The organism is Streptomyces gamaensis (assembly GCF_042656465.1).
Lineage (GTDB): Bacteria > Actinomycetota > Actinomycetes > Streptomycetales > Streptomycetaceae > Streptomyces > Streptomyces gamaensis.
In genome coordinates this window covers 184542-210239 of record NZ_JBHSPB010000012.1, presented here as the reverse complement: position 1 = coordinate 210239, position 25698 = coordinate 184542, and the positions used below count along the sequence as shown (strand labels likewise).

The 25698-nt window shown below is 73.2% G+C and carries 23 protein-coding genes; 12 read left to right on the top strand and 11 right to left on the bottom strand.

Annotated features, from left to right (window positions below; genetic code table 11):
* From ACFP1Z_RS20850 to ACFP1Z_RS20825, 6 genes are all read right to left on the bottom strand, one after another.
* Positions 1-291: a DUF3099 domain-containing protein gene (locus ACFP1Z_RS20850; protein WP_390318198.1), complete on the bottom strand. Its 291-nt coding sequence runs from the start codon at positions 289-291 to the stop codon at positions 1-3.
* A gap of 104 nt (positions 292-395) precedes the next feature.
* The gene (locus ACFP1Z_RS20845; protein WP_390318196.1) at positions 396-683 is read right to left on the bottom strand and encodes a DUF1416 domain-containing protein; all 288 of its coding nucleotides are present in this window, start codon (positions 681-683) and stop codon (positions 396-398) included.
* A gap of 44 nt (positions 684-727) precedes the next feature.
* Positions 728-1564, bottom strand: a complete 837-nt coding sequence (locus tag ACFP1Z_RS20840) for a sulfurtransferase (RefSeq protein WP_390318194.1) — start codon at positions 1562-1564, stop codon at positions 728-730.
* Between the two features lie 647 nt (positions 1565-2211).
* Entirely contained in the window at positions 2212-2955 is a 744-nt protein-coding gene (locus ACFP1Z_RS20835) for an LmeA family phospholipid-binding protein (protein WP_390318192.1), read from the bottom strand.
* A 145-nt stretch (positions 2956-3100) separates the two neighbouring features.
* Positions 3101-4486, bottom strand: a complete 1386-nt coding sequence (locus tag ACFP1Z_RS20830; protein WP_390318190.1) for a hypothetical protein — start codon at positions 4484-4486, stop codon at positions 3101-3103.
* 11 nt (positions 4487-4497) lie between these two features.
* The gene (locus ACFP1Z_RS20825; RefSeq protein ID WP_390318302.1) at positions 4498-4773 is read right to left on the bottom strand and encodes a MoaD/ThiS family protein; all 276 of its coding nucleotides are present in this window, start codon (positions 4771-4773) and stop codon (positions 4498-4500) included.
* A gap of 163 nt (positions 4774-4936) precedes the next feature.
* Here ACFP1Z_RS20825 and ACFP1Z_RS20820 point away from each other — a divergent pair, with 163 nt between their 5' ends.
* Entirely contained in the window at positions 4937-6670 is a 1734-nt protein-coding gene (locus ACFP1Z_RS20820) for an ABC transporter ATP-binding protein (RefSeq protein ID WP_390318188.1), read from the top strand.
* Between the two features lie 74 nt (positions 6671-6744).
* Positions 6745-8691 (top strand): ABC transporter ATP-binding protein, encoded by a 1947-nt coding sequence (locus ACFP1Z_RS20815; protein WP_390318301.1) that lies wholly within the window; start codon positions 6745-6747, stop codon positions 8689-8691.
* 17 nt (positions 8692-8708) lie between these two features.
* On the opposite strand, the gene ACFP1Z_RS20810 is transcribed toward ACFP1Z_RS20815, so the two are convergent.
* Positions 8709-9734, bottom strand: coding sequence for a LacI family DNA-binding transcriptional regulator (locus tag ACFP1Z_RS20810; protein WP_390318187.1), 1026 nt, complete (start codon positions 9732-9734; stop codon positions 8709-8711).
* 23 nt (positions 9735-9757) lie between these two features.
* Complete coding sequence (locus tag ACFP1Z_RS20805) at positions 9758-10597, bottom strand: winged helix-turn-helix domain-containing protein (RefSeq protein WP_390318185.1); 840 nt, start codon at positions 10595-10597, stop codon at positions 9758-9760.
* Between the two features lie 318 nt (positions 10598-10915).
* On the opposite strand from ACFP1Z_RS20805, the gene ACFP1Z_RS20800 reads away from it, so the two are divergent.
* The 4 genes from ACFP1Z_RS20800 to ACFP1Z_RS20785 all read left to right on the top strand — a co-directional run bounded on the left by ACFP1Z_RS20800 (position 10916) and on the right by ACFP1Z_RS20785 (position 15843).
* Positions 10916-11872, top strand: coding sequence for an alpha/beta hydrolase family protein (locus ACFP1Z_RS20800; protein WP_390318183.1), 957 nt, complete (start codon positions 10916-10918; stop codon positions 11870-11872).
* Between the two features lie 571 nt (positions 11873-12443).
* Complete coding sequence (locus ACFP1Z_RS20795) at positions 12444-13580, top strand: S1C family serine protease (protein ID WP_390318182.1); 1137 nt, start codon at positions 12444-12446, stop codon at positions 13578-13580.
* A gap of 140 nt (positions 13581-13720) precedes the next feature.
* Positions 13721-14455 carry a response regulator transcription factor gene (locus tag ACFP1Z_RS20790; RefSeq protein WP_390318180.1) on the top strand — a complete coding sequence of 245 codons (735 nt, stop codon included), beginning with the start codon at positions 13721-13723 and terminating at the stop codon, positions 14453-14455.
* Positions 14452-15843, top strand: a complete 1392-nt coding sequence (locus ACFP1Z_RS20785; protein ID WP_390318178.1) for a sensor histidine kinase — start codon at positions 14452-14454, stop codon at positions 15841-15843. The genes ACFP1Z_RS20790 and ACFP1Z_RS20785 overlap by 4 nt, the downstream gene beginning before the upstream one ends.
* A 241-nt stretch (positions 15844-16084) precedes the next feature.
* Here the strand turns inward: ACFP1Z_RS20785 and ACFP1Z_RS20780 are convergent, their stop codons facing one another.
* Positions 16085-16585, bottom strand: a complete 501-nt coding sequence (locus tag ACFP1Z_RS20780; protein ID WP_390318176.1) for an ATP-binding protein — start codon at positions 16583-16585, stop codon at positions 16085-16087.
* Between the two features lie 168 nt (positions 16586-16753).
* On the opposite strand from ACFP1Z_RS20780, the gene ACFP1Z_RS20775 reads away from it, so the two are divergent.
* Positions 16754-17605, top strand: a complete 852-nt coding sequence (locus ACFP1Z_RS20775; RefSeq protein WP_390318175.1) for a helix-turn-helix domain-containing protein — start codon at positions 16754-16756, stop codon at positions 17603-17605.
* A gap of 481 nt (positions 17606-18086) precedes the next feature.
* On the opposite strand, the gene ACFP1Z_RS20770 is transcribed toward ACFP1Z_RS20775, so the two are convergent.
* Positions 18087-19655, bottom strand: coding sequence for a Na+/H+ antiporter (locus ACFP1Z_RS20770; RefSeq protein ID WP_390318173.1), 1569 nt, complete (start codon positions 19653-19655; stop codon positions 18087-18089).
* Between the two features lie 247 nt (positions 19656-19902).
* On the opposite strand from ACFP1Z_RS20770, the gene ACFP1Z_RS20765 reads away from it, so the two are divergent.
* Positions 19903-20307 carry a YidB family protein gene (locus ACFP1Z_RS20765; RefSeq protein WP_390318172.1) on the top strand — a complete coding sequence of 135 codons (405 nt, stop codon included), beginning with the start codon at positions 19903-19905 and terminating at the stop codon, positions 20305-20307.
* Between the two features lie 72 nt (positions 20308-20379).
* On the opposite strand, the gene ACFP1Z_RS20760 is transcribed toward ACFP1Z_RS20765, so the two are convergent.
* Positions 20380-22209, bottom strand: coding sequence for a bifunctional metallophosphatase/5'-nucleotidase (locus tag ACFP1Z_RS20760; RefSeq protein WP_390318170.1), 1830 nt, complete (start codon positions 22207-22209; stop codon positions 20380-20382).
* 168 nt (positions 22210-22377) lie between these two features.
* On the opposite strand from ACFP1Z_RS20760, the gene mshD reads away from it, so the two are divergent.
* From mshD to ACFP1Z_RS20740, 4 genes are all read left to right on the top strand, one after another.
* Positions 22378-23301 (top strand): mycothiol synthase, encoded by a 924-nt coding sequence (gene mshD / locus ACFP1Z_RS20755; protein ID WP_390318169.1) that lies wholly within the window; start codon positions 22378-22380, stop codon positions 23299-23301.
* 97 nt (positions 23302-23398) lie between these two features.
* A complete protein-coding gene (locus ACFP1Z_RS20750) occupies positions 23399-23842 on the top strand; it encodes a GntR family transcriptional regulator (protein ID WP_390318168.1) in 444 nt (147 codons plus the stop codon).
* Positions 23839-24774 (top strand): ABC transporter ATP-binding protein, encoded by a 936-nt coding sequence (locus ACFP1Z_RS20745; RefSeq protein WP_390318166.1) that lies wholly within the window; start codon positions 23839-23841, stop codon positions 24772-24774. The genes ACFP1Z_RS20750 and ACFP1Z_RS20745 overlap by 4 nt, the downstream gene beginning before the upstream one ends.
* 548 nt (positions 24775-25322) lie before the next feature.
* Positions 25323-25682, top strand: a complete 360-nt coding sequence (locus ACFP1Z_RS20740; RefSeq protein ID WP_390318165.1) for a hypothetical protein — start codon at positions 25323-25325, stop codon at positions 25680-25682.
* The last annotated feature ends 16 nt before the right edge of the window (positions 25683-25698 follow it).

The window sequence follows — 25698 nt, the reverse complement described above, 5'->3', positions numbered from 1 at the left end:
CTACGAGCGGTCCCAGAACCGCCCCCGCCCCCGGTACGGCGGCCGTTTGCCGTCCAGTTCGTCCCACCACTCGTCGGACTTCGGGTCCCCGGTGGGGTCGTCCCACCAGTGGTCGTCGGGGCCGCGCCGGTTCGCGACGATCGCGGCGGCGGGCGGGATGACCATGGCGGCCAGGCACATGGCCACGGCGGCCGGCACGGACCACAGCCGCACCACGGCCCAGGCCAGGACGAACAGCCCGATGCAGGTGCCCATCATGGCGAAGTACCAGTGGCGCCGCCGTGCGTACATACCTCCACGGTACGGCGGCACGGGCACGCCGCGAAGGCCTCGTCCGCGCGGTGTCCAACCCCTGCGGACGCGGCCCTCGCGGCGCCGGCCGCGAGCCGCCGGCCTCAGACCGCGATCGCGACCTCGGCCCGGCCGCCCCGCGTCGCGACGACCGTGCGGTCGGCGCTCGCGCCGGGCACCAGGGCGCGTACGGTCCAGGTGCCCTCGGCCGCGTAGAAGCGGAACTGTCCGGTCGCGGACGTGGGCACCTCGGCGGTGAACTCCCCGGTGGCGTCGAGGAGACGCACGTAACCGGCCACGGGCACGCCGTCGCGGGTCACCGAGCCCTGGATCGTGGTCTCACCGGACGTGGCGGACGAGGCGTCGGGGCCGCCGGCCTTTGCTCCACACATGAGCGGTTCCTGTCTGTGTTCGCGGGAGATGCGGGGGAGAGGTGTCAGTGGGCGCCGAGCTCGATCGGCACGCCGACGAGCGAGCCGTACTCGGTCCACGAGCCGTCGTAGTTGCGGACGTTGGCCTGCCCCAGCAGCTCGTGCAGCACGAACCAGGTGTGCGCGGAGCGCTCGCCGATACGGCAGTAGGCGATGGTGTCCTTGGCCAGGTCCACGCCCGCCGCCTCGTAGATCTCCCTCAGCTCGGCGTCCGACCTGAACGTGCCGTCGTCGTTGGCCGCCTTCGACCAGGGGATGTTGCGGGCGCTCGGCACGTGGCCGGGGCGCTGCGACTGCTCCTGCGGCAGGTGCGCCGGGGCGAGCAGCTTGCCGCTGAACTCGTCGGGGGAGCGCACGTCGACGAGGTTGAGGCTGCCGATCGCGGCGATCACGTCGTCGCGGAAGGCGCGGATGGAGGAGTCCTGCGGCTGCGCCCGGTACTCGGTGCGCGCCCGCTTGGGGACCTCGGCGACCAGGTCGCGGGAGTCCAGCTCCCACTTCTTGCGGCCGCCGTCGAGCAGCCGCACGTCCCGGTGCCCGTAGAGCTTGAAGTACCAGTACGCGTAGGCGGCGAACCAGTTGTTGTTGCCGCCGTAGAGGACGACCGTGTGGTCGTTGGCGATGCCCTTGTCCGACAGCAGCTTCTCGAAGCCCGCCTGGTCGACGAAGTCGCGGCGCACCGGGTCCTGCAGATCGCTCTTCCAGTCGATGCGGACGGCGTTCTTGATGTGGTTCTTGTCGTAGGCCGAGGTGTCCTCGTCGACCTCGACCAGTACGACGCTCGGGTCGTCGAGCCGGGCCTGGACCCAGTCGGCGTCCACCAGGACGTCACTGCGGCTCATGCTGTTCTCCTCCGGGGCGGTTTGGGGGTACCCCCACGCCCGTTCAGGGCTGTGGGGGAGCGCGGTGGCGCCTGCCACTGCGGGCGTACGGTGCCGCGCGGCGAACGGATCGGGGGCCTCGAACAGGCCGAGAGAAAGCGGGAGTTGCGACGGGGGAGGGGCGCGGGCGGGGTGCGCGCCCCGGGGACGGTTCCCCGTCAGGCGTGGCGACAGAGCATCGCGGCGACGCGGCACAGGTCGACTGCCCGCCGCCGTGTGAGGTCCGCCTGTCGCTTCATGCGTCCGATCGTAGGGAGGGGCGGGCGGGCGTGTCACCGGTGTGTCGTATGCCGGGACGGGATGGTCCGGTATGTGGGATGTAGGGCGCCATGCAAGGGTTTTCCGGGCGCGGCGGGGGTGGGGCGGTGCCGATAAGTCTGCGGTGCGGACGGGTTCGTCTCGGGGTGCGGACGGTTGGGGGGTGGTTCTGTCCCCTGGCCCGCCCCTTCCCGTAACCAGGGGGCAAGCCCCCTGGACCCCCGGACGGGGGCCCGGGGCGGAGCCCCGGTGTCGGGAAGCGGGGGTGCCCCCTCCGAACGCCGGCCGCAGGCGTCCCGCACCCGGTAACGCCCCCGCTTCCATACCCCGCAACGCCCCCGCCCCGGCGGTCAGTTGCCGCCGCCGGCCAGGCGTACGTTGTCGCCGCCCAGCGTTATGTCCACGCCGTCCGGCGTCGCCGCGACCTTCGTGACCGTGATCCCCCGGGGCAGCCCGGTGATCTTCCGGTCGAAGTCGATCTTCGAGCGGATCTTGTGCTCCACGCCGGGGAGGCCCTGCGCGGGGATCTCCTCGGCGCGCAGCCGGATCGTGTCGCCGTTCACGACGCTCACGCTGGAGACGACGCTGGGCTCGACAGTCTGACCCAGGAAGGACACCTTGCCGGTGACCTTCACCTTGTTGTCCCCGGCGGCCCCCTGGCCGCCCTTGCCGTCGCCGCCCGCGCCGCCGTAGCCGACGGAGACCGCCGGGTCGCCCGCCGCCTTGGTGAGGTCCGCGTACGACAGGTGCGCGGTGCCGGTGGCCTTCCGCGCGGTCGCGGAGGTGAAGCTGCTGTCGAACGCCACGTCGTTGAGGGTCGCGTCGAAGCGGGAGACCCGCACCGACTGGCCGCCCGCGCTCGCGGTGACGCCCTCCTTCAGCTTGACCTCCACCTCGTCGAGGCTGGAGTTCGCGACCTGCGTCAGGAACGGGAAGCCCTTGATCGAGACCTCGGGGGTACCCGAGAGGTTCTGACTGCTGCGGATCTTCTCGGCCGCCTTGTTCTCCGCGAAGTACACGGCGACCCGGTCGGCGGCCACGAACAGTCCGGCCAGTACCACCGCCACGATCAAGGTGGTCCGTATTGCACGCATGCGCTGTCTCGCTCCCCCAGGGTCCGGTGGGGCCCGCGGGGCCGCGGGCGTGCGGTCGAGCCTAACCGGACCGCCGCGGAAACCGGCCGGGCCGGGTCCGCCCCGGTTGAAGGAGCGGACCCGGCCCGGCCGGCGGAAGGACGGTTCAGACCAGGGCGCGGCCCAGGACGTACACGGCGGGGGCGGCCGCCGCGAGCGGCAGCGCGACGCCCGCCGTCATGTGCACGAAGCGCGAGGGGTAGTCGTAGCTCGCGACCCGCAGCCCGACGAGCGCGCACACGCCCGCCGCCACGCCCAGCAGCGAACCCCCGGCCGTACCGAGCCCGTTCGTGCCGGCGGCCGCCACACCCGCGCCCGCCGCCGCGAGCAGCGCGACCACGGGCGCCGCGACGGACGGCAGCGGCAGCGCCCGCGCCAGGACGGCCGCGGCCACCGCGGCCGCGCCGACCACGACGGCCTCGGGGGCCGCGGCCAGCTGCCCGGCCGCGATGACGGTGACCGCCGCCGAGGCGGCCGCCGCCGTCAGCCCGTAGAGCCGTTCGTCGGGCTCCGCGTGGCTGCGCAGCTGCAGCGCGATCACCAGCAGCACCCACACCCCGAGCGTGCCCATGAGCACGGTCGGCGCCTGGCCGCGGCCCGTGGCCAGCAGCCCGGCGTCGGCGGCCACGCCGCCCAGGAACGCCAGCGCGATGCCCTGCCGGGCGGGCCACATGCCGTTGAGGCGGAACCAGCCCGCGGCCGTCACCGCTTGCAGCAGCACCACCGGCACCGCCAGCGCCCACTGCCCCACGGACGCGCCGGCCGCGAGCAGCCCCGCGAGCACGGCCGTGATCAGCGCGGGCCGGAAACCGGGGGAGAGGATCTGCGGCCGGCCCTCCGCCCTGGCCTTCTCCGCCGCCGTCATCGGCCGCGCGGGAGCGGCCTCGCCCGCGGCGGCGACCTCGGGCAGGGCCGGGTCCGTCCGCGGCGGCTGAGCCACCGCCGCGGGCGCCACCGGCTCGTACGCGTACGCGGCGGGTGCCGGCGCGAAGTCCGCCTGCTGCGCCGGAGTCTGCGGCGCGGGCGGCTGCTGCCACGGAGTGCCCTGCGGAGGGCCCTGCGGCGCGGCCTGCTGGTGCTGCGCGTCCGCCGGGCCGGGCGCGGGGGACGCGGGCTGCTGCCAGGACTGGGTGTCCCAGGTCTGCGTCTGCCAGATCTGCGTCACCGGCTCCTGCTCGCCCCCCGGCCAGCCCTGCCCCCCGTGCGTCGGCCACGCGCTCGGCGTCTGCGGCTGCTGCGGATGCGGCTGCTGCGGGTGCCCGGCGTGCGGGCCCTGGGGGTGCGGTGTCTGCGGCGCGCCCCCGTAACCGCCGTAGGGGTCGTACGGCGGATACGGCTCCTGGCCCGGCCCCTCGTGCGGCTGTTCGTACGGCCCGTAACCGGCACCGGCCGCGGCACCCTGCGCGCCCTGTGCCCCTTGTTCGTAGCGCTGCGCCTCGTACGGGTCGTACGGATCGCGTGGTCCGTAGGCGTTGTGCGGCTGATTGCTCATCGTGGGCGGGGTCACCCTCCTGCGAAGGGCGGGAGCACCTCGACGGTGCCGCCCTCCGCGAGTCGAACCGTCGTGTGGTCGCGCGTGCCGACCGGGTCGCCGTCCACGAGGAAGGAGCAGCGCTGGAGCACCCGGGCGAACTCCGGCCGGGCCGCGTGCCGACGCCGCGCCGCTGCCAGCGCCTCCGCCAGCGTGCCCGCCGCGTACGGCTCCTCGGCCGTGCCGGCCGCGGCCTTCGCGGCGGCCCAGTAGCGGATCGTGCCCGCCGGCCCCCGCTGTTCCGGCAGGCCCCGGCCCCGTGCCGGGCCCGCGTCTCTCGTCGTCACGACGACCCCTTTCTGCAGCCCTGTCCGTCTGCGCACTCCATCATGACGGCTGCCGGCCCGTCGCCCGTCCCGCCCGGCAGAAACCCGAGGCCGTACGGCGGGGCGCTCGCATACTCTGCGATGTGTGTTGGTACGACTTCTCCGGGCGTATCTCAGGCCCTACCAAAGACCCATAGCGCTGATCGTGCTGCTGCAGCTCGTCCAGACGCTCGCCACGCTGTACCTGCCCACCCTCAACGCGGACATCATCGACGGCGGCGTCGTCCAGGGCGACACCGGCTACATCCTGCGCTACGGCGGCTTCATGCTCGCCGTGACCCTCGTCCAGATCGTCTGCGCGATCGGCGCCGTCTACTACGGTGCCCGCACCTCCATGGCCCTCGGCCGCGATCTGCGCGCCGCGGTCTTCGACCGCGTGCAGTCCTTCTCCGCACGGGAGATGGGCCGCTTCGGCGCCCCCTCCCTGATCACCCGTACCACCAACGACGTCCAGCAGATCCAGCTGCTGGTCCTCATGGCGTTCACGCTCATGGTCTCCGCGCCCATCATGTGCGTCGGCGGCATCGTGATGGCCCTCAACCAGGACGTGCCGCTCTCGGCCCTGCTCCTGGTGATCGTGCCCGTGCTCGGCACGGTCGTCTCGCTCATCGTGTGGCGGATGCGCCCGCTGTTCCGCAGCGCGCAGGAGCGCATCGACACCGTCAACCGCGTTCTGCGCGAGCAGATCGCCGGCATCCGCGTGATCCGCGCCTTCGTCCGCGACGCCCACGAGCGCGAGCGCTTCACCGGCGCCAACTCCGGCCTGATGGACATCTCGCTGCGGGCCGGCCGGCTGATGTCGCTGATGTTCCCGTCCGTGATGCTCGTGGTGAACCTCTCCTCCGTCGCCGTGGTCTGGTTCGGCGGGCACCGCATCGAGAGCGGCGCCATGGAGATCGGCGCGCTGACGGCCTTCCTCAGCTACCTCATGCAGATCCTGATGGCCGTCATGATGGCCACCTTCATGTTCATGATGGTGCCGCGCGCCGAGGTGTGCGCCGAGCGCGTGCAGGAGGTGCTGGCCACCGACACCAGCGTCGTGCCGCCCGCGAACCCGGTCACCGAACTGCGCCGCAGGGGCCGGCTGGAGCTGGAGGGCGTGGAGTTCCGCTACCCCGGCGCCGAGGAGCCCGTCCTCAAGGACGTCTCCCTGATCGCCCGCCCCGGCGAGACCACCGCCGTCATCGGCTCCACCGGCAGCGGCAAGTCCACGCTCCTCGGCCTCGTCCCGCGGCTGTTCGACGCGACCGCCGGCAGTGTCCGTGTCGACGACGTCGACGTGCGCGACGTCGACCCCGAGCTGATGTCGCGCGCCGTCGGTCTCGTCCCGCAGAAGCCGTACCTGTTCTCCGGCACCGTCGCCTCCAACCTCCGCTACGGGCGTCCCGACGCCACCGACGAGGAGCTGTGGCAGGCCCTGGAGACCGCGCAGGCCCGGGACTTCGTCGAGGCCATGGACGGCGGCCTGGAGGCGCCGATCGCGCAAGGGGGCTCCAATGTCTCCGGCGGCCAGCGGCAGCGGCTCGCCATCGCCCGCGCCCTGGTCCGCAAACCGGAGATCTACCTCTTCGACGACTCCTTCTCCGCGCTGGACTACGCCACCGACGCCCGGCTGCGCTCCGCCCTCTCCCGTGAGACGGGCGAGGCCACCGTCGTCATCGTCGCCCAGCGGGTGTCCACCATCCGCGACGCCGACCGCATCGTCGTCCTCGACGAGGGCCGCGTCGTCGGCACCGGCACCCACTCCGAACTGATGGCGACGAACGAGACCTACCGGGAGATCGTGCTCTCCCAGCTCACCGAGGAGGAAGCAGCGTGAGCTCCCCGGACAAGCCGCGACCGGGCGGCGCCCAGCGCAGGGGACCGGCGCCCGCGACCGGCATAGCGCGCTTCATGGGCGGCCAGCCCACCGAGAAGTCCATGGACTTCGGCGCCTCCAGCCGCCGGCTGCTGGCCACCCTGCGGCCCGAGCGGGCGATCGTCTCCGTCGCGGTCGCCCTGACCGTCGTCGCCGTGGCGCTCAGCGTCATCGGCCCCAAGATCCTCGGCCACGCCACCGACCTGATCTTCGCGGGTGTGGTCGGCCGCCGCTTCCCCGAGGGCGTCAGCAAGGCCCAGGCCGTCGAGAGCGTCCGCGCCCAGGGCAACGGACAACTCGCCGACCTGCTGAACTCGGTGGACTTCACCCCCGGCCGGGGCATCGACTTCGACGCCGTCGGCCAGGCGCTGCTGTGGGTGACGGTCATCTACCTGGCGGCCTCGCTGTGCCAGCTGATCCAGGCCCGGATCGCCACCTCGGTCGTGCAGCGCGCCGTCTTCCGGCTGCGCGAGCAGGTCGAGGCCAAGCTCGGCCGGCTGCCGCTGAGCTACTTCGACAAGCAGCAGCGCGGCGAGGTCCTCTCCCGCGCCACCAACGACATCGACAACATCCAGCAGAGCCTCCAGCAGACCCTCAGCCAGATCGTCACCTCGGTGCTCACCGTCGTCGGCGTGCTCGCGATGATGTTCTGGATCTCCTGGCTGCTGGCGCTCGTCGCGCTGGTCACCGTGCCCGTGTCGGTGATCGTCGCGACGCGGATCGGCAAGCGGGCGCAGCCGCAGTTCGTCGCGCAGTGGAAGAGCACCGGCACCCTCAACGCGCACGTCGAGGAGATGTACACCGGGCACTCACTGGTGAAGGTCTTCGGCCGGCAGAAGGAGTCCGCAGAAACCTTCCGCGAGGAGAACGAGGCGCTCTACCAGGCCGCGTTCAAGGCGCAGTTCATCTCCGGGATCATCCAGCCCGCGATGATGTTCATCGGCAACCTCAACTATGTGCTCGTCGCCGTCGTCGGCGGGCTGCGGGTCGCCAGCGGCGCGCTGTCCATCGGTGACGTGCAGGCGTTCGTCCAGTACTCGCGCCAGTTCAGCCAGCCGCTGACCCAGGTCGCCTCCATGGCCAACATGGTGCAGTCCGGGGTCGCCTCCGCCGAGCGGGTCTTCGAGCTCCTCGACGCCGAGGAGCAGAGCCCGGACGCCGAGCGCGCGCCGCGCCCGGAGCGGGTGCGCGGCCAGGTCTCCTTCGAGAAGGTCTCCTTCCGCTACGAGCCCGACAAGCCGCTCATCGAGGACCTGTCGCTGACCGTGTCCCCCGGGCAGACCGTGGCCATCGTCGGCCCGACCGGTGCCGGGAAGACCACGCTCGTCAACCTCCTCATGCGCTTCTACGAGGTGGGCGGCGGCCGGATCACCCTGGACGGCGTCGACACCGCCGCGATGTCCCGCGAGGACCTGCGTGCCAACATCGGCATGGTGCTGCAGGACACCTGGCTGTTCGGCGGCACGATCGCCGAGAACATCGCCTATGGCGCGAATGAAGGGGCGTCGCGAAGCGACTCCGGCAAGGGTGGTGGTGGGCGACGGGTGGGCGCCTCCATGGACAAGATCGTGGAGGCGGCGAGGGCCACGCACGTCGACCGGTTCGTACGGACCCTGCCCGACGGCTACGACACCGTCATCGACGAGGAGGGCTCCAACGTCAGTGTCGGCGAGAAGCAGCTGATCACCATCGCGCGGGCGTTCCTCGCGGAACCGGCGATCCTCATCCTGGACGAGGCGACCAGCTCCGTCGACACCCGCACCGAGGTGCTCATCCAGCACGCGATGGCCCAACTGCGCACCGGACGCACGAGTTTCGTGATCGCGCACCGGCTGTCGACCATCCGCGACGCGGACGTCATCCTCGTCATGGAGTCGGGCCGCATCGTCGAACAGGGCACGCACGAGAGCCTGCTGGCGGCGGACGGCGCCTACGCCCGCCTGTACGAGGCCCAGTTCGCGGAACCGGTCGCGGAGGTGTAGCGGAAGGAGGGGCGGCGTCAGCCGCCACAACCGCAGGAGCGGCGGACGACCAGCGCCGACGGGAACAGCTTGAGCCGTTCCCGTCGGGAGCCCGCCACCCGCAGACCGTCGTCGAGGACCAGGTCCACCGCCGAACGGGCCATCGCCTGCCGGTCGGAGGCGACCGTGGTCAGCGGCGGATCGGTCAGCGCGGCCTCCTTGACGTCGTCGAAGCCGGCCACCGCCAGCTCGCCGGGGACGTCGATACGCAGCTCGCGGGCCGCCCGCAGCACACCGATGGCCTGGTCGTCGGTCGCGCACACGATCGCGGGCGGCCGGTCGGGCCCCGACAGCAGGCCGAGGGCGACCCGGTAGGCCTCGTAGCGGTTGTAGGGGGCGGGGAAGAGCCGGCCCTCCGTCGGGCGGCCCGCCTCGCGCATCGCACGGCGCCAGCCCTCGACGTGGTCGGTGACCGGGTCGCCGACCGTGGGGGTCCGCTCGGTGCCGCCGAGACAGGCCACGTACGGGTGGCCGTGTTCCAGCAGATGCCGGGTGGCGAGCTGGGCGCCGCCGATGTCGTCGGTGACCACGGCCACGTCGTCGATCGCGTCCGGCCGGCGGTGCATCAGCACCACCCGGGCGTCCCACGCGTCGATCTCTGTCGCGGCGTGCTCACTGGGGCCCTGGCTGATGAGGATGAGACCGGAGACTCGCATCCCCAAAAAGGCCCGCAAATAGTGCACTTCACGCTCGTCGAGATAGTCCGAGTTCCCGACGAGGACCATCTTCCCGCGCTCGGCCGCGGCCTGCTCCACCGCGTGCGCCATCTCCGCGAAGAAGGGCTGCCGCGCGTCCGGGACGATCAGGCCTATGAGGTCGGTACGGCGCGAGGCCATGGCCTGCGCGACCCGGTCCGGGCGGTAACCCAGCTCCTTGATCGCGGCGAGGACGCGCTCACGCGTCGCCGGGGCCACCGGCCTCGGCCCGTTGTTGATGACATAGCTGACCACCGCGGTCGACGTCCCCGCCAGCCTTGCCACATCGTCCCGCGTCACCTTGGCCACGCGCGAAGTCTACGCGGGCCCGCTCAGCGCTTGGCCGGTCGGACGGCCTGTGCTTCCGGGGCTTTCGCCCCTTCCGGACGGGGCAGCGGATCCGCCCCCTCGACGGGATCCTGCCCGGGGTTCTCCGGCCTCTCGGGTGTCGCCGGCTTCTCGGGCCTCTCCGACCTCTCCGACTTCTCCGACTTCTCGGGCTTCTCCGGCAGGACGAAGCGGTAGCCGACGTTGCGCACGGTGCCGATGAGCGACTCGTGCTCCGGGCCGAGCTTCGCGCGCAGCCGGCGGACATGCACGTCCACCGTGCGCGTCCCGCCGAAGTAGTCGTAGCCCCACACCTCCTGGAGCAGCTGCGCCCGCGTGAAGACCCGGCCCGGGTGCTGGGCCAGATACTTCAGCAGCTCGAACTCCTTGAACGTCAGGTCCAGCACACGGCCCTTGAGCTTCGCGCTGTACGTCGCCTCGTCCACGGACAGATCACCCGTGCGGATCTCCATGGGGCTGTCGTCCATGACGATCTGCTGCCGGCCCATCGCCAGCCGCAGCCGGGCCTCGACCTCCGCCGGACCCGCGGTGTCCAGCAGCACGTCGTCGACGCCCCAGTCCGCGGTGACGGCCGCCAGACCGCCCTCCGTGACGACCAGGATCAGCGGACAGCCCGGCCCGGTGGAGCGCAACAGCTGGCAGAGGCTGCGCACATGGGGAAGATCACGGCGGCCGTCGATCAGTATGACGTCGGCCCCGGGGGTGTCCACCAGGGCCGGGCCCTCGGCGGGAGCCACCCGCACGCTGTGCAGCAGCAGGCCGAGTGCCGGAAGCACTTCGGTCGACGGCTGGAGGGCGTTGGTCAGGAGCAGCAGAGAACTCATCGGCCGCCCCCCGTCTGTTCCGTACGGTCCTCGCGGACCCGCGTGCTTCGCTCGCCCATGACGTCGGTTCCTCCTCGGTCCCTGCGAAGGGGGCACCTGCGGCACTGCCTCAAGTTGCGGTTGCGCGTCCCCGCGCCGCGGAGCGCACGTGCGCTCACCCGCGCTCTGGCGCGGCCGAATGCACAAAAGGACCCGGGGGCTACTCTGCCCGGATCCTCTCTGCCCAGCAGAATAACCCACATGACTTTCGGAGGTACGGACGATTTTGCACGACCTTGTGTTTCGTCGATCACTTCGAGTGGTCGTCGCGGTGCGCTCTTGACGGACGACGGGGTGCGGGTGGAAGCGGCGTACGAGCCGTACGCGCCCGGAGCCGCCGCCGGATCCCCTGCCGGATCCGCCGCCTCCGAAGGCCGTGCCGAGGGCTGCTCCGAAGAGTGCCCCGAAGGCCGCACCGAGGCCCGCTCCCAGGACTGTCGCAGGGCTTCCGCCGAAGGTCCGCCGCCCGCGACGCTCGTGCCGCCCGCGATCGTCCTCGCGCACGGCTTCAGCGGTGCCTACGACCGGCCCGCCGTGCGCCGCGCCGCCCGCGTCTTCGCCCGGCACGCGGCCGTGGTCACCTTCTCCTTCCGGGGGCACGGCGGCTCCGGCGGCCGCTCCACGGTCGGCGACCGCGAGGTACTCGATCTCGCGGCGGCCGTGCGGTGGGCGAGAGCGCTCGGACACCGGCGGGTGACCACCGTCGGCTTCTCGATGGGCGGTTCGGTCGCCCTGCGGCACGCGGCGCTGTACGCGCGGGCGTACCCGGGCCCGTACCCGGCGCCCGACGGCTCCGCCGCGACGGCAGGGCGCGCGTTGCGCGAGGGGTGCGCGCCCGAGGGCGCGCATGCCGATGCCGTGGTGTCCGTCAGCGCCCCCGCGCGCTGGTTCTACCGGGGAACGGCCCCGATGCGCAGGCTGCACTGGGCGGTCACCCGCCCCACGGGCCGGCTCGTCACCCGCTACGGCCTGCGCACCCGCATCCACCCGCACGACTGGGACCCGGTACCGCTCTCCCCGGTCGAAGCGGTCCCGCTGATCGCCCCCCGCCCCCTGCTGATCGTCCACGGCGACCGCGACGGCTACTTCCCCCTCGATCACCCCCACATGCTCGCCGCCGCCGGCGACCCCACAGCGACGGAACTGTGGATCGAGCGAGGCTTCGGCCATGCGGAATCCGCCGCGGACGAGCGGCTGTTGACGCGGATCGCCGCGTGGGCGGCGGGGCGGGGTTAGGGGCGGCCCGGACCGGACGGGCACCGGGCGACCCGGCGGGCCGAGGGGCGCCCGCCGCGTCGTGCCGGGCGGCGGCCTGCCCGCGCGGTCCGGCTCCGGCTCGCGGCGCCGCCGCCCCTCCCGGGGGACGCGGACGGTTCCCCCGGGCCTGGACCCGGCCCGGCCGGGCTTCCCGCTGACGTACGAGTGTCCCCCGGCGGAGGCCGCCTGGCGTCGGCCTGTCCGCAGTGTCCCGGGCTCTCGCCCGCACGCTGGTCCGGGCGCGATGACCGGGCGTGCGGGCCGGGGGCGTATGGCCGCCCGCTGCCGGCGTGGCCCGTGCGGTCCGGCTCCGGCTCGCGGGGCGGGCCCGTCGCCCTCGCCTGCACCGGGCGGTCTCGGGTGCGCCGCGCCGGGCGGCCGGCGGGCCGAGGGGTGCCGGCCGTTGTCGGCGACCTGCCCGCGCAGACCGGCTCCGGCTCGCGGCGCCGCCCCTCCCGGGGACCCGGGCCCGTGGGAACCCGTCGGGTTCTGTCGGGGTTCTCAGCGCTCCCTCAGACGGTTCTCATCTACGCGCCGCACAGTCGGAGCCATGACCGACAGCATCCGCCGCGACGGCGCTCAGGACCCCCAGCAGCACCAGCAGCAGCACTACGGCTACCCGGAGCCCCCGGCGTACGCCCCGCAGCAGCCGGTCACCACGGCCAACGGTGTCACCGTGTGGCCGGGCGGCGGCACCGGATACGCGGCCTTCGCCGCCGAACCGGCCGGGTCCGGTGGGCCCGGCGGTCCCGTCGGACCCGGCGACGGCGGCGCCGACGGCGGGCACCGTGCCCCGCGCGGCCGGCGGCCCGGCGTGCTCGTCGCCGCCTGCGCGCTCGTCGCGGCTCTGGTCGGCGGCGGTTCCGCCGCACTCGTCAGCAATGCCGTCGGCGGTTCGGACGGCGGCAGCCACTCCACGCCCGTGCAGAACGCCTCGGTCAAGAGCGGCGGTGTCTCCGCCGTCGCCCAGGCGGTCATGCCCAGCATCGTCGAGATCAAGGCGAGCACCCCCTCGGGCGGTTCCACCGGCTCCGGCGTGATCGTCACCAGTGACGGCGAGATCGTCACCAACAACCACGTGGTCGCCGGCGCCGACTCGGTGAAGGTCAACTTCAGTGACGGCAGCAGCAAGACCGCCAAGGTCGTCGGCACCGACCCGGACAAGGACCTCGCCCTGATCAAGGTGGAGGGCGCGAAGGGCCTGAAGGCCGCGACCCTCGGCGACTCCGGCAAGCTCCGCGTCGGCGACCAGGTCGTCGCCATCGGCTCCCCGGAGGGTCTGACCGGCACCGTCACCAGCGGCATCGTCTCCGCTCTCAACCGCGACGTGACCGTCTCCAAGGAGCAGGGCGGCGGCCAGGGCCGGCAGCGCGGCGGCGGGGGTCTGCCGCAGTGGCCCTTCGAGTTCGGCGGCAACCAGTACAACGGCGACACCGGCTCGTCCAAGACCACCTACAAGGCCATCCAGACCGACGCCTCGCTCAACCCCGGCAACTCCGGCGGCGCCCTGATCAACATGAACGGTGAGATCATCGGCATCAACTCCGCGATGTACGCGCCGAGTTCGGCCTCCGGCGGTTCCGACTCCGCGGGCAGTGTCGGCCTGGGCTTCGCGATCCCCGTGAACACGGTCAAGGCGGACCTGGCCAAGCTGCGGGCCGGCGGCAGCGGCGGCGGCAACGTCTGAGCGGGCCGGAGGGAGCGATCCGGGGTGATGTCAGGGGCACCCCGGCACGGTTTCCGGGATCACCCGGATCCGGCACGGCCCCGCACCGTGCGAGGCTGGAGCCCGTCAGCCCGCAGTTGTGACCCCCGTGAGGTAACGCGATGAGCCCCGCCGAGCACGGCGACACTCCCGCCCGCATCCTGGTCGTGGACGACGAGCCCGCCGTCCGGGAGGCCCTGCGCCGCAGTCTCGCCTTCGAGGGCTATGCCACCGAGCTGGCCGTCGACGGCCTCGACGCCCTCGCCAAGGTCCCCTCCTTCGATCCCGAGCTGATCGTCCTCGATGTGCTGATGCCCCGTATGGACGGGCTGACCGCCGCCCGCCGCCTGCGCGCCCAGGGCGTCACCGTGCCGATCCTCATGCTCACCGCCCGCGACACCGTCGGCGACCGCGTCACCGGCCTCGACGCCGGCGCCGACGACTATCTGGTCAAGCCCTTCGAGCTGGACGAGCTCCTGGCCCGTATCCGCGCCCTGCTGCGCCGCAGCTCCTACGCGGCCGCCGCGGGCCGGGTCCCCGCCGACGAGCATGTGCTCTCCTTCGCGGATCTGCGCATGGACCTCGACACCCGGGAGGTCGTGCGCGGCAGCAGGCCGGTGGAGCTCACCCGTACCGAGTTCACGCTGCTGGAGCTGTTCCTCAGCCATCCCCGCCAGGTGCTCACCCGCGAGCAGATCCTCAAGACCGTGTGGGGCTTCGAGTTCGAGCCGTCCTCCAACTCCCTCGACGTGTATGTGATGTATCTGCGCCGCAAGACCGAGGCGGGCGGCGAGCGCCGGCTCGTGCACACGGTGCGCGGCGTCGGCTATGTCCTGCGGGACGGCGGCAGCGAATGATCACCCGGTTCCGGCGGCTGCCGCTGCGCTCCCGCCTCGCCCTGCTGACGGCGGCGGCCGTCGCGGTCGCGGTCGCGGCGGCGGCGGGCGCGTGCTGGCTGGTGACCCGGCAGGAGCTCGGCAACCAGCGGGACACCACGCTCAGCAATGTGTCGGCCGACGCCTCGACGGTGCGCGGCTATCTGCGCAACTGCGGGGCCGCCCCGGGCGGCCAGGAGGGGCTGTTCCGTCCGTACACGGTGCAGATCATCACGGCCGAGGGCGTCGTGTGCACGACGCTCGGGCCCGCGCCCCTGGAGGTCCACACCTCCGATCTCGCGGTCGCCCAGGGCCGCGCGGAGCTGACCCTGCACGACGCGCGGACCTCGGGCGGCACGGAGATGCGGGTGGCCACCAAGCCCGGCCCCGTGCCCGGCACCGCCGTCTCCATCGCCCAGCCGCTCAGCGAGATCGACAAGCCGCTCGGCTCGCTCGCCGTCGTCCTCGCCCTCACCGCCGGCGTCGGCGTCCTCGGCGCCGCGACCGCGGGCCTGGGGGTCGCCCGCGCGGGCCTGCGGCCCGTCGACCGGCTCACCGGCGCCGTCGAGCACATCGCGCGCACCGAGGACCTGGCCGTGCGCATCCCCGTCGAGGGCGAGGACGAGATCGCCCGGCTCTCCCGCTCGTTCAACTCCATGACCGCCGCCCTGGCCTCCTCGCGCGACCGGCAGCAGCAGCTCATCGCCGACGCCGGCCACGAGCTGCGCACTCCGCTGACCTCGCTGCGCACCAATATCGACCTGCTGGTGCGCAGCGAGGAGACCGGGCGGGCGATCCCGCCGGAGGACCGCAAGGCGCTGCTGGCGAGCGTGCGGGCGCAGATGGCGGAACTCGCGGCGCTCATCGGCGATCTGCAGGAGCTCTCCCGCCCGGACTCCGCGCCCGGCAGCGGCCCGGTGCAGGTCATAGCCCTGCACGAGGCCGTCGAGCGCGCGGTGGAGCGGGCCCGGCTGCGCGGCGCCGGGCTCACCTTCGACGTGCGGCTGGAGAGCTGGTACGTACGCGCCGAACCGGCCGCCCTGGAGCGGGCGGTGGTCAACCTCCTGGACAACGCGGTCAAGTTCAGCCCGCCCGGCGGCACCGTGGAAGTGGCCATGAAGGACGGCGAGTTGACGGTGCGCGACCACGGTCCGGGCATTCCGCCGGAGGAGCTGCCGCATGTCTTCGACCGGTTCTGGCGCTCGCCGTCGGCGCGCAGCCTGCCGGGCAGCGGGCTGGGGCTGTCGATCGTGGCCCGTACGGTCCAACAGGCGGGCGGTGAGGTCGCGTTGCGCTCGGCGGAAGGAGGCGGAACCATTGCTTCCGTGCGGTTGCCGGGGGCGCCGGTGGAGCCACCGTCGCTCGCGTGAGGCAGGCGGGCGGGATGGGTCCCGAGGTGCAAGTGATCGGTTTCGAACAGCCGTCAATACTCGCACTATCACCGCTATTTCAGGTTCTTGGCGGACACTTCACCCCACTGCGGCCGACCTCGTGATCTAGCGTGCCTTCATGGCACGTGCGCGAAGAATCCCGGCAAGTCGGCAGAACCGTGACGACCACGCGACCGTGGTCCCGCGGAGGCCGGTCCGCTGAGCGGCCGCCCCGCCGGCCTCAGGCCGCCAGGTGCACCCGGCCGGACCGCGGCCCCAGCTCGCACCACAGCAGCTTGCCGCGCAGCGCCGGCCCGGCCAGCGACCCCCCGAAGGTGAAACTGCCCCACGCGTCCGCGCACAGACACACCAACTGCAGCCCGCCCCCGGCCAGTCCGTCCGCGCCCGCCTCCGCGCCCGCCTCCGCACCGGGCGCGGAGCCGGCCCCCCGGCACGGGGGAGTGTCGAACGGGGCGGGCACCGAAGGATCGGTGTCCCACACGCTGATGCGCAGCCGCTCCCGGGGCAGCTCGCGCACCCGCACCTCGACCGGCCCGTCGGAATAGCGATAGGAATGAGTCACCATCTCGTTCGTCAACAGCACGGCGTCGTCGGCGCGTTCCGTCACATCATGGCTTTCGAGCACACCACGCAGCATGACGCGGGCGATCCGCGCCGAGCGCGGATCGTGCGGCAGATTGAGCGTGTACGACCAGGGGTGGTCCGGAGGTGGGGTCGCCATGCACGGCTCCTCGGTGGGACGGTCCTCGCGTGGGGACGGCTTGGCTGGCACCGTAGGGCGTGCGTGCATGTAGATTCATGCCGGTCCTGTCAAATACTTGAGATATGCGCTCGTGTGGGTGACCGGCCCCGCCGGGGCGGCCGGCCGGGTTCAGGGCGAGGAGGCGGGATGGTGTCGAGGCCGGCTCCAACAGCGCGGCGGCAGCGGCTCGGTGCGGAGCTGCGCAGGCTCCGCGAGCGCGCCGGACTCTCGGCGACCGAGGCGAGCCGGATCGTCGGCGCCAGCCAGGCCCAGATCAGCAATGTCGAAGTGGGCCGCTTCGGCGCGAGCCCCGAGCGGGTGCGCGCCTGGGCGCGCCACTACGACTGCGGTGATGCCGCCCTCGTCGAGGGCCTCGTCGCGCTGGCCGCCGAACGGCGGCGCGGCTGGTGGGAGGAGTACCGCCAGGTGCTCAGCGCGGCCCACCTGGACCTCGCGGAACTGGAGCACCACGCCGTGAGCCTGCGCGCCGCCTGCACCGCGCACATCCCCGGACTGCTGCAGACCGCCGAGCACGCCCGCGAGGTCTTCCGCCACGGCATCACGGAGCTCTCCCCGCCCGAGGTCGAGCACCGGGTCGCGTACCGCGTCCGGCGGCAGGCGATCCTCTACCGCGACAACCCCACCCCGTACCGGGCGATCGTCCACGAGGCCGCGCTGCGCATGAAGTTCGGCGGACCGGAGGTGACGCGGCATCAGCTGGAGCACATCGCCGCAATGAGCGAGCACGACCACGTCACCGTCCTCGTCATCCCCTTCGACGCCGGCGCCTACCCCGGCTCCGGCCAGTCGATCTGCTACGCGCGCGGGCCGGTCACCCAGCTCGACACGGTTCATCTCGACCAGGCGCACGGTGCGGTGATGCTGGACACGGAGGACCGGCTGGCGCAGTACCGGATGCTGCTCGACCGGATGGAGAGCGCGGCACTGGGGGAGAAGGAGTCGCGCGACTTCGTACGGGAGATCGCGCGGGACGTGTGACCTGCGGTCCGCGCCGGCGGGCACGAGTCGCCCGGTATCCGGGCGCGGGACGCTCCCCAGGGCGTGTGTTGCCTTCCGGCAGGGCCGGCGCGGCGGGGCTTCCGGGCGCAGGGGCCGACGGGGTTGGCCCTGTGACGGCCGCGCGGGCCGGTGCCCGTGGGTGGGTCGTTCCTGGCGTGCCGAGAGGGACAACGCCCGGCCGGTCCGGGCGGTGGGTCGGCCTCGCGGGTGGCCCCGGGCGGTGCGGGCCGCTGCCCGGGGGCAGACCGGTGCCGGGGGCGCCACGCCCGGCCGCTCCGGCGCGGCGGCCGGTCTCGCGGGTGGTCCGCCTCGCAGGGCCGGTGGGCCGGACTCCGCGCGGGTCCCGGGCGCGTGCCCGGGTGCGCGGGGGACGCCGCGCCCTGCCGGACCGGCCTCGCAGCCGGTTCCTGGCGGCGGCGCCCGCGTCGGCCCCCGGCGTGCCGCCCGCGCCCGTACCCCTTCACTCCCGGCCGTCCTCCCCCAGGCCCGCCTCCTCCAGGTCCAGCGTGCGCTGGAGGCGGCGGCGTGTCGTGCCGCTGATGCGGTTCGCCTCGTAGAGGCGCTGGAGTTCGGCGGACTCCGCCGCTATCAGGGTGCGGCGCAGGTCGCGGTAGGCGTCGGACCAGCTCCCGGCGGGTTCGGCCGCGTCGGCCGACTCGGCTTCCGCCTGCCGGGCCAGCAGGTGGCGGCGGGCCTGTTCCACCGCGACCTCGGGGACGGCCTCCAGGTCGGCCAACTGCTCCAGTTCGGCGAGCGCCGCCCGCGCCAGTCCCGCCCGCGCGGCGGTCTCCTCGCGGGCGGTGTGCTCCGGTTCCAGCGCGATGCCCGAGCGGCGCACCACCGGAGCCAGCGTGAAGCCCTGCACGACCAGGGTGAGGACGACAACGCCCGTGGTGAGCATCAGGATCAGCGGCCGGTGCGGCAGCGGCTCGCCCGCGTCCGTGGTGAGCGGTACCGACAGTGCCGCCGCCAGCGGCATCACCCCGCGCGTCCCCGCCCACGACATCACCGCCGGTATCCGCCACGACACCCGCGCCGCCCCCCGCCGCTGCTGCACCAGCGCCGACAGCGGGAACACCCACAGCAGCCGTACGGCCACCACCGTGCCCGCGACCAGTGGCACCCACACCGGCCACCCCCGCTCGTCCCGGGCCAACTCGCGTATCAGCAGCGGCAGTTCGAGCCCTATGATCGCGAACACCACGCTCTCCAGCAGGAAGACCACGGTCCCGTACACCGCGTGCACCTGCAGCCGGACCGGCGCGCTGCCCAGCCGGTGGCCCGTACTGCCCAGCACCACCCCCGCGACGACGACCGCCGTCACCCCGGAGGTGCGCAGGTCCTCGGCGAGCACGTACGCCGCGTACGGGGTGACGAGCGCGACGACGGTCTCCAGCACCGGGTCCTCGGTACGCCGCCGCAGCAGCGTCACCAGCCAGGCCACCGCGCCGCCCACCACGGCCCCGCCCCCGCCCAGCAGCACGAACTGTCCCGCCGCGGCGGGCGCGGACACCGCCCCGGCGGTCACGGCGGTGCCCACCGCGACCTTGAACAGCACCAGGCTCGTCGCGTCGTTGAACAGGCTCTCCGCCTGCACCATGGTCTGGATCCGCGGCGGCAGCGCCAGCCGCCGCCCGAGCGCGGTCACGGCCACCGGGTCCGTACTGGCCAGCACCGCGCCCAGGACGAACGCCGCCGCCGGCGACAGCGGAGTCACCGCCGCCGCCACGGCCCCCACCGCGGCCGCCGACGCCAGCACCAGTCCGAACGCGAGCACGGTCACCGGCCGCCACACCGCGCGCAGTTCGCGCCACGGGATCTCCTCGGCCGAGGCGAACAGCAGCGGCGGCAGCACCACCACGCTGATCACCTGCGGGGATATGCGGATGTCCGGCACCCCGGGCGCGAGGCCCGCCACGAGCCCGGCCACCACCAGCAACGAGGGCGCCGGCAGCCGCCAGTGCCGCGCCCCGGTCGCCACCGCCGTCGCCAGGGCGACGAGCAGCAGCACAATGGTCAGCCCGGTCATACGGAAGCCCCCCGTTTCCAGCGGCTGTTGACCCTCTCGACGCCGCGCCGCCGACCAGACTTCCCGGCACTCCGCAAGCGATCCTAACGACACCCTCACACCCGGGACCGGTGATCGGGACGGCTGGTTTCCGCCGCCGCCCGGGCACCGTACGGGTGAACCTGCCCCGGCCGTCCCTTCGAACAGCGGGGCGGCGGGTAGGTGTCCGGTGTTCCCGCTGTCCCGAGTCCAGGAGAGGTGAGTGGACATGGCAGGCACCGACGACCTGGGAAGCCTGTTCGGCCGGCTGCTGGGCGCCGGCGAGGGCGGTGCGGGCGGGCTGCTGGCGGCCCTGCTCTCCACGCTGGGGGATGCCGGGCAGGGCGGCGGCAATCCGCTCCTCGCGCTCATCGACTCGCTCGGCGAGGGCGGCCTGGGCGAGCAGACCCGCTCCTGGGTCGCCACCGGCGACAACCAGCCCGTGACCGGCGCGCAGATCGCCCAGGCCCTGCCCTACCAGGAGCTGGATCTCGTCGCGCGCAAGGCGGGCGTCTCCCCGGAGGAGGCCGCCGACCAGCTGGCCGTCGCCATTCCGCAGGCCGTCGACCGGCTCACGCCGGACGGCCGGATGCCCCAGGGTTCGCTGGAGGACCTCATCCAGCAGCGTCTCTGAACAGCGCTCGCTCCGAGACGGGGAAGGCCCCGCCGGACGGTCCGGCGGGGCCTCGTACGCCGCCGTGCGGCACTACTTCTTGTTGATCACCGCGATGCGGTCCGCCTTCGGCGGGGCCAGCGGCGACCCGGGCCTGGAGTGCGCCTGCAAGTAGGCGACGAGCGCGTCCAGGTCGGACGGGCCCATCTTCTTGTTCCTGCCCTCCTTGAACACCGGGAAGCCGTCGCCGCCGCCCGCCATGAACTCGTTCGCGGCGACGCGATAGGTCCTCGCCGGGTCGATCGGGGCGCCGTCGAGCTTCACCGAGCCGGTGACCAGCCGGTCCGCGCCCTTGCGGCTCCAGTCCAGGGTGTAGGTCAGGCCCTTGCTGATCTGGAGGATCTTCGGCTCCGCCTCGTTCGACCCGCTCACCTGCTGCCGCAGCACGGTCAGCACCTGCTCGCCGGTGAGGTCGAAGGACGTCATGAGGTTCGTGAACGGCTGGACGGTGAAGGCCTCGCCGTAGGTGACGACCCCGTCGCCCTCACCGCCCGAGGCCTTGTAGACCAGGTCGGAGCGGATGCCTCCGGGGTTCATGAACGCGATCTGCGCGCCGCCCTTGTCGGCGGGGGCGAGCGCCTCCAACTGGGCGTCGGCGATCAGGTCACCGAGCGGTTTCTCCCAGCTCTCCGAGCCGCGCCCGTTGATGTCGGCGCTGATCCAGCCCACGGGCCGGCCGGCCACCGGCGCGGCGAGCTTCTTCCAGTGCTCGATGAGCCGCGTCATGTCCGCGGCCCTGGCCCGGTCGCGGTTCACGACGCGGTTGACGGCCTTGGGGCTCTTGGCGGCGGTGCGCACGATGTCCTTGGTGCGCAGGTCGTAGGTGAGCGTGGTGTCCGTGTAGAGCCGGCCGAAGGAGGCGGCGGAGGTCACCGTGCGGGGGGCGCCCGAGGGGTCGGGGACGGTGCACGTGTACGCCTGGTGCGTGTGCCCGGTGACGAGCGCGTCGACCTTCGGCGTCACGTTCTTGGCGATGTCGACGATGCGGCCGGAGATCCCGGCCCCGGGGCCCGGGCTGTCGCAGTTGTAGTTGTACGCGCCGGAGGCCGGCATTCCGCCCTCGTGGAGGAGTGCGACGACCGACTTCACGCCCTGCCGGTCGAGTTCGGCCGCGTACTTGTTGATCGTCTCGACCTCGTCGGCGAACTTCAGGCCCTTGACGCCCTCGGCCGTGGTGACGTTCGGGGTGTCCTTCGTCGTCACCCCGATGAAGCCGATCTTCACCGGGCCGCGCTTCCAGACGGTGTAGGGCTTCAGGATCGGCTTGCCGGTCTTCTCGTCCAGGACGTTCGCCGCCAGGTACGGGAAGCCGGCGCCCCGGAACCGCTTGCCCTTCTCGGCGCAGCCGTCCTTCGGGTGGCAGCCGCCGTTCTGCTTGCGCAGCAGCTCGGCGCGCCCCTTGTCGAACTCGTGGTTGCCGACGGAGGTCACGTCGAGGCCGAGCCTGTTCAGCGCGTCGATGGCCGGCTCGTCGTGGAAGAGGCCCGTCATCAGCGGGCTCGCCCCGACCAGGTCGCCGGCGGCGGCGGTCACCGAGTAGCGGTGTCCCTTGCGGGCGTCGCGCAGCGCGCTCGCCAGGTACTCGACGCCGCCCGCGGGTATCGCCTTCTTCGAGCCGTCGGGCTGTGTCTCGGTGACGGTGCCGGAGGAGCCCTGCGGCGGCTCCAGGTTCCCGTGCAGGTCGTTGAAGGACAGCAGCTGCACATCGACGGTGCGGCCGCGGCCGTGGCGGGTGAGGCTGTCGGCGCCGGCGGGGGTGGCGGTGACGAGCGCGCCGGCCGTGGTCGCGAGCACGGCGGCGGAGGCGGCAAGCCCTCGGGCGAGACGCTTGCGGGTCGGCGGCGCGTAGGGCGTCGCGGGCATGGGTGGGCCCCTTCGTGGTCCAGGGGGGTGGGCAGGTCCGGGCGCAGCTTACGGTCAACGCGCGTAGCCCGGCAGGAGGGTTGAGGTAACGGAAGGGTGACGGCCGGGGAACCGGGAGGGCCGTGCCGCGTCGGCGGGAGCCGTGGGAGCGCGACGTAGGCTCGGTCCATGAGTGACGCAGCGAATCACACGGGTGGGCAGCGGTCGGTCGAGGTCGTGGAGGAGGTGTCGCCCGGGCAGGCGCGCGAGGTGCTGGAGCTGGTCGCGGAGGCCGCCGGGGTGGACGGGCAGCCGGCCGTCTCCGAGCAGGGGCGGCTGCACTTGAAGGGCCGTCGGCCGGGCGTGCGGCACGTCCTGCTGCGCGACGGCTCCGGGCTGCTCGTCGGCTACGGGCAGCTGGAGGAGGGCGACCCGGTGGAGGCCCCGGCGGGCGAGCTCGTCGTGCACCCCGGCCACCGCGGCCGCGGCCACGGCCGGGCCCTGGGCAGTGCCCTGCTCGGCGAGTCCGGCAAGCGGCTGCGGGTGTGGGCGCACGGCGGCCACCCCGCCGCCCGGCACCTCGCGCAGGTCCTGGGCCTGAGCCTGTTCCGCGAACTGCGGCAGATGCGGCGCCCGCTGACGGACCTGGACCTGGCGGAGCCGGTGCTGCCGCAGGGCGTGACCGTACGGACCTTCCGGCCCGGCGAGGACGACGCGGCCTGGCTCGCGGTGAACGCCGCGGCCTTCGCCCACCACCCCGAGCAGGGCTCCCTCACCCAGCGGGACCTCGACGACCGCAAGGCCGAGTCCTGGTTCGACCCGAAGGGCTTCTTCCTCGCCGAGAAGGGCGGGGAACTCGTCGGCTTCCACTGGACGAAGGTGCACGCCGAGGAGCGGCTGGGCGAGGTGTACGTGCTGGGGGTGCGCCCCGGCGCCCAGGGCGGCGGCCTCGGCAAGGCCCTCACCGCGATCGGTCTGCGGCACCTCGCGGCGCAGGGGCTGCCCACCGCGATGCTGTACGTCGACGCGGACAATCTGGCGGCGGTGTCGGTCTACGAGGGGCTCGGTTTCCGGACCCACGAGACGGACTTGATGTATCGCACGGAGAGTTGAGTCCCTTTCGGGGCCGCCCGCCGCGGGCGGCCCCGTTTGACAGCCGCAGCCCCATCCATCACCCTTTCACTAGTCAAGTAGTGAAAGGGTGATGCGCGTGGTCGAGTTCCGCATCGACCGGCGCAGCGGAGTCGCCACCTATCTCCAGATCGTCCAGCAGGTCAAACAGGCCCTCCGGCTCGGCCTGCTCACCCCCGGCGACAAGCTGCCCACCGCCAAGGAGGTCGTGGCGGCCACCGCGATCAACCCCAACACCGTCCTGAAGGCCTACCGCGAGCTCGACCGGGAAGGGCTGGTCGAGGCGCGGCCCGGACTCGGCACGTTCGTCCGCCGCTCCCTGGCCCGGCCGCAGGCGGCCGCCGACTCACCGCTGCGCGCGGAGCTCGCCGGCTGGATGGACCGCGCCCGCGCCGCCGGCCTCGACCGGGAGGACGTGGCCGCGCTGCTCACGTCCGTACTCGACGAGAGCTTCCAGGAAGGCGCCGGGAGGAACGGCCCGCGCGGCACCCCGCACGACGACGCCACCGAGGGGACCTCATGACCGACCTGACCCGCCGCCCCGAGCGCACGGCCCTGGAGGCGGCCGGACTCGGGGTGAAGCACCGGCGCGGCTGGGCGCTGCGCGACTGCTCCTTCCGGCTGCCGGTGGGCCGGGTCTGCGCGCTCGTCGGACCGAACGGCGCGGGCAAGTCCACCCTGCTCTCGCTCGCGGCCGGACTGCGCCGGCCCACGGCCGGCACCCTCACCGTGCTCGGCGGCCGGCCGGGGGAGAAGCGGGTACGGCCGCGCATCGCCTACCTCTCCCAGCACAAACCGCTCTACCCGCGGTTCACGATCGCCGACACCCTGCGCATGGGGCGCGAACTGAACCCGGAGCGCTGGGACCAGAGCGCCGCCGAACGGCTCGTCCACGCCGGAAGGCTCGCGCCGGACGCCCGCGTCGGCGACCTCTCCGCCGGGCAGCGCACCCGCGTCGCCCTCGCCCTCGCCTTCGGCAAGACCCCCGAACTCCTCCTGCTGGACGAGCCGATGAGCGACCTCGACCCGCTCGTCCGCCACGAACTGACGGCCGCGCTGATGACCGAGGCCGCCGAACGCGCCACCACCGTCGTCATGGCCTCCCACGTCCTGGCCGAACTCGACTGCGTCTGCGACTACTTGCTGCTCGTCGCCGACGGCCGGATCCGGCTCGCCGGTGAGGTCGAGGAACTGCTCGCCGCGCACACCCTGCTGATCGGCAGGCACGAACAGCCCGGCCCGCCCCGCGAGTTCGCCCGCCACACCGTCGTCGAGTCACGCACCACCGGACGCCAGCTCACCGCGCTCCTCCGCCCCGACGGCCCCGTCGCCGGAGCCTGGCAGACCGCCGAACCCTCCCTGGAGGAACTCCTCCTCGCCCACCTGCGCGCCCCCGACGCCCCGCCGCTGCTCACCCCCAGCGCCGAACCCCGCACCGCGAGGGCGGCGGCATGACCACGGCCTCCCTCACCTCCGCGCCCCAGGCCGCCCCGCCGCTCCGCTGCGCTGGCTGCCGCCCCCTCGTCCTCGTCGGAGCGTCGTCCGCCGTGCGCACCTGGGCCTGGCGGCCGGTGGAGAAACGGGCTGCCGGGCCAGTACTGGTACCTGGACTTCACCGTTCCTAGGAGGGTGGGCCAGGCCGGCCAAAACGCCTTACCCCAGACCTGGTGGTCCGGTGCCCCGCGAACGGTCTTCGGGGGCGCAGGGCCGAGGTCCCACTCGGGCTGCTCGCGTCTTCTCCGCTCGCTGCGGTGCGCGGCATCCTCGCAGGCCCGGTTGTTCCTGCCTGCCGTGGCCATGGGCTCAAGCCCGCGGGGCAGCTCTCTCGGCGCGATCTCTCTGGTCACGCCCAGTCACACCGACGCGATAGCAGCCGGAGCCCGGATCCACGATCAAGACCGAACCTAGCGCGTGATCCCGCCCATCCGCATCACCCACACCGGCGAACACGGACCGGCAACGGCCAGCACCCCGGCCGACTGCTGCCAAGGCGCGTCGGCCCGGTGCCCGTCGCCCACGCCCTGCTCGCCGTCGCCGTCGGCGCCCTGCTGGGCCTGGCCCTGCGGCGCACCGTGCCCGCGATGTTCGCCACCCTCGTCGTGTTCGGCGGCCTGACCCTGTTCCTGCGCGAGCTGCGCCCGTACCTGATCGGCCCGGTCACCAAGTACGACGCCCTGCTCGTCCTGCCCGACCGCGACGGCGACGAGTGGGACTACAAGCAGGGCACGGCCGGCACCTCCGTCGACACGCACCCCGTCGGGCACCTGTGGCCCCTGCAGTGGGCCGAGACCGGCCTCGTCCTGGGCCTGACCGCGGTCGCGGCCGCCGCCGCGGTGTGGTGCATGCGGCGCACACGCCGCTGACGGAGTACGCCCCCAC

Excerpts from the sequence above, each read along its gene's own strand:
- ACFP1Z_RS20850 (WP_390318198.1), bottom strand. The coding sequence starts at position 291 with ATGTACGCACGGCGGCGCCACTGGTACTTCGCCATGATGGGCACCTGC.
- ACFP1Z_RS20845 (WP_390318196.1), bottom strand. The coding sequence starts at position 683 with ATGTGTGGAGCAAAGGCCGGCGGCCCCGACGCCTCGTCCGCCACGTCC.
- ACFP1Z_RS20840 (WP_390318194.1), bottom strand. The coding sequence starts at position 1,564 with ATGAGCCGCAGTGACGTCCTGGTGGACGCCGACTGGGTCCAGGCCCGG.
- ACFP1Z_RS20835 (WP_390318192.1), bottom strand. The coding sequence starts at position 2,955 with ATGCGTGCAATACGGACCACCTTGATCGTGGCGGTGGTACTGGCCGGA.
- ACFP1Z_RS20830 (WP_390318190.1), bottom strand. The coding sequence starts at position 4,486 with ATGAGCAATCAGCCGCACAACGCCTACGGACCACGCGATCCGTACGAC.
- ACFP1Z_RS20815 (WP_390318301.1), top strand. The coding sequence starts at position 6,745 with ATGGGCGGCCAGCCCACCGAGAAGTCCATGGACTTCGGCGCCTCCAGC.
- ACFP1Z_RS20805 (WP_390318185.1), bottom strand. The coding sequence starts at position 10,597 with ATGAGTTCTCTGCTGCTCCTGACCAACGCCCTCCAGCCGTCGACCGAA.
- ACFP1Z_RS20795 (WP_390318182.1), top strand. The coding sequence starts at position 12,444 with ATGACCGACAGCATCCGCCGCGACGGCGCTCAGGACCCCCAGCAGCAC.
- ACFP1Z_RS20790 (WP_390318180.1), top strand. The coding sequence starts at position 13,721 with ATGAGCCCCGCCGAGCACGGCGACACTCCCGCCCGCATCCTGGTCGTG.
- ACFP1Z_RS20785 (WP_390318178.1), top strand. The coding sequence starts at position 14,452 with ATGATCACCCGGTTCCGGCGGCTGCCGCTGCGCTCCCGCCTCGCCCTG.
- ACFP1Z_RS20780 (WP_390318176.1), bottom strand. The coding sequence starts at position 16,585 with ATGGCGACCCCACCTCCGGACCACCCCTGGTCGTACACGCTCAATCTG.
- ACFP1Z_RS20775 (WP_390318175.1), top strand. The coding sequence starts at position 16,754 with ATGGTGTCGAGGCCGGCTCCAACAGCGCGGCGGCAGCGGCTCGGTGCG.
- ACFP1Z_RS20770 (WP_390318173.1), bottom strand. The coding sequence starts at position 19,655 with ATGACCGGGCTGACCATTGTGCTGCTGCTCGTCGCCCTGGCGACGGCG.
- ACFP1Z_RS20765 (WP_390318172.1), top strand. The coding sequence starts at position 19,903 with ATGGCAGGCACCGACGACCTGGGAAGCCTGTTCGGCCGGCTGCTGGGC.
- ACFP1Z_RS20760 (WP_390318170.1), bottom strand. The coding sequence starts at position 22,209 with ATGCCCGCGACGCCCTACGCGCCGCCGACCCGCAAGCGTCTCGCCCGA.
- mshD (WP_390318169.1), top strand. The coding sequence starts at position 22,378 with ATGAGTGACGCAGCGAATCACACGGGTGGGCAGCGGTCGGTCGAGGTC.
- ACFP1Z_RS20745 (WP_390318166.1), top strand. The coding sequence starts at position 23,839 with ATGACCGACCTGACCCGCCGCCCCGAGCGCACGGCCCTGGAGGCGGCC.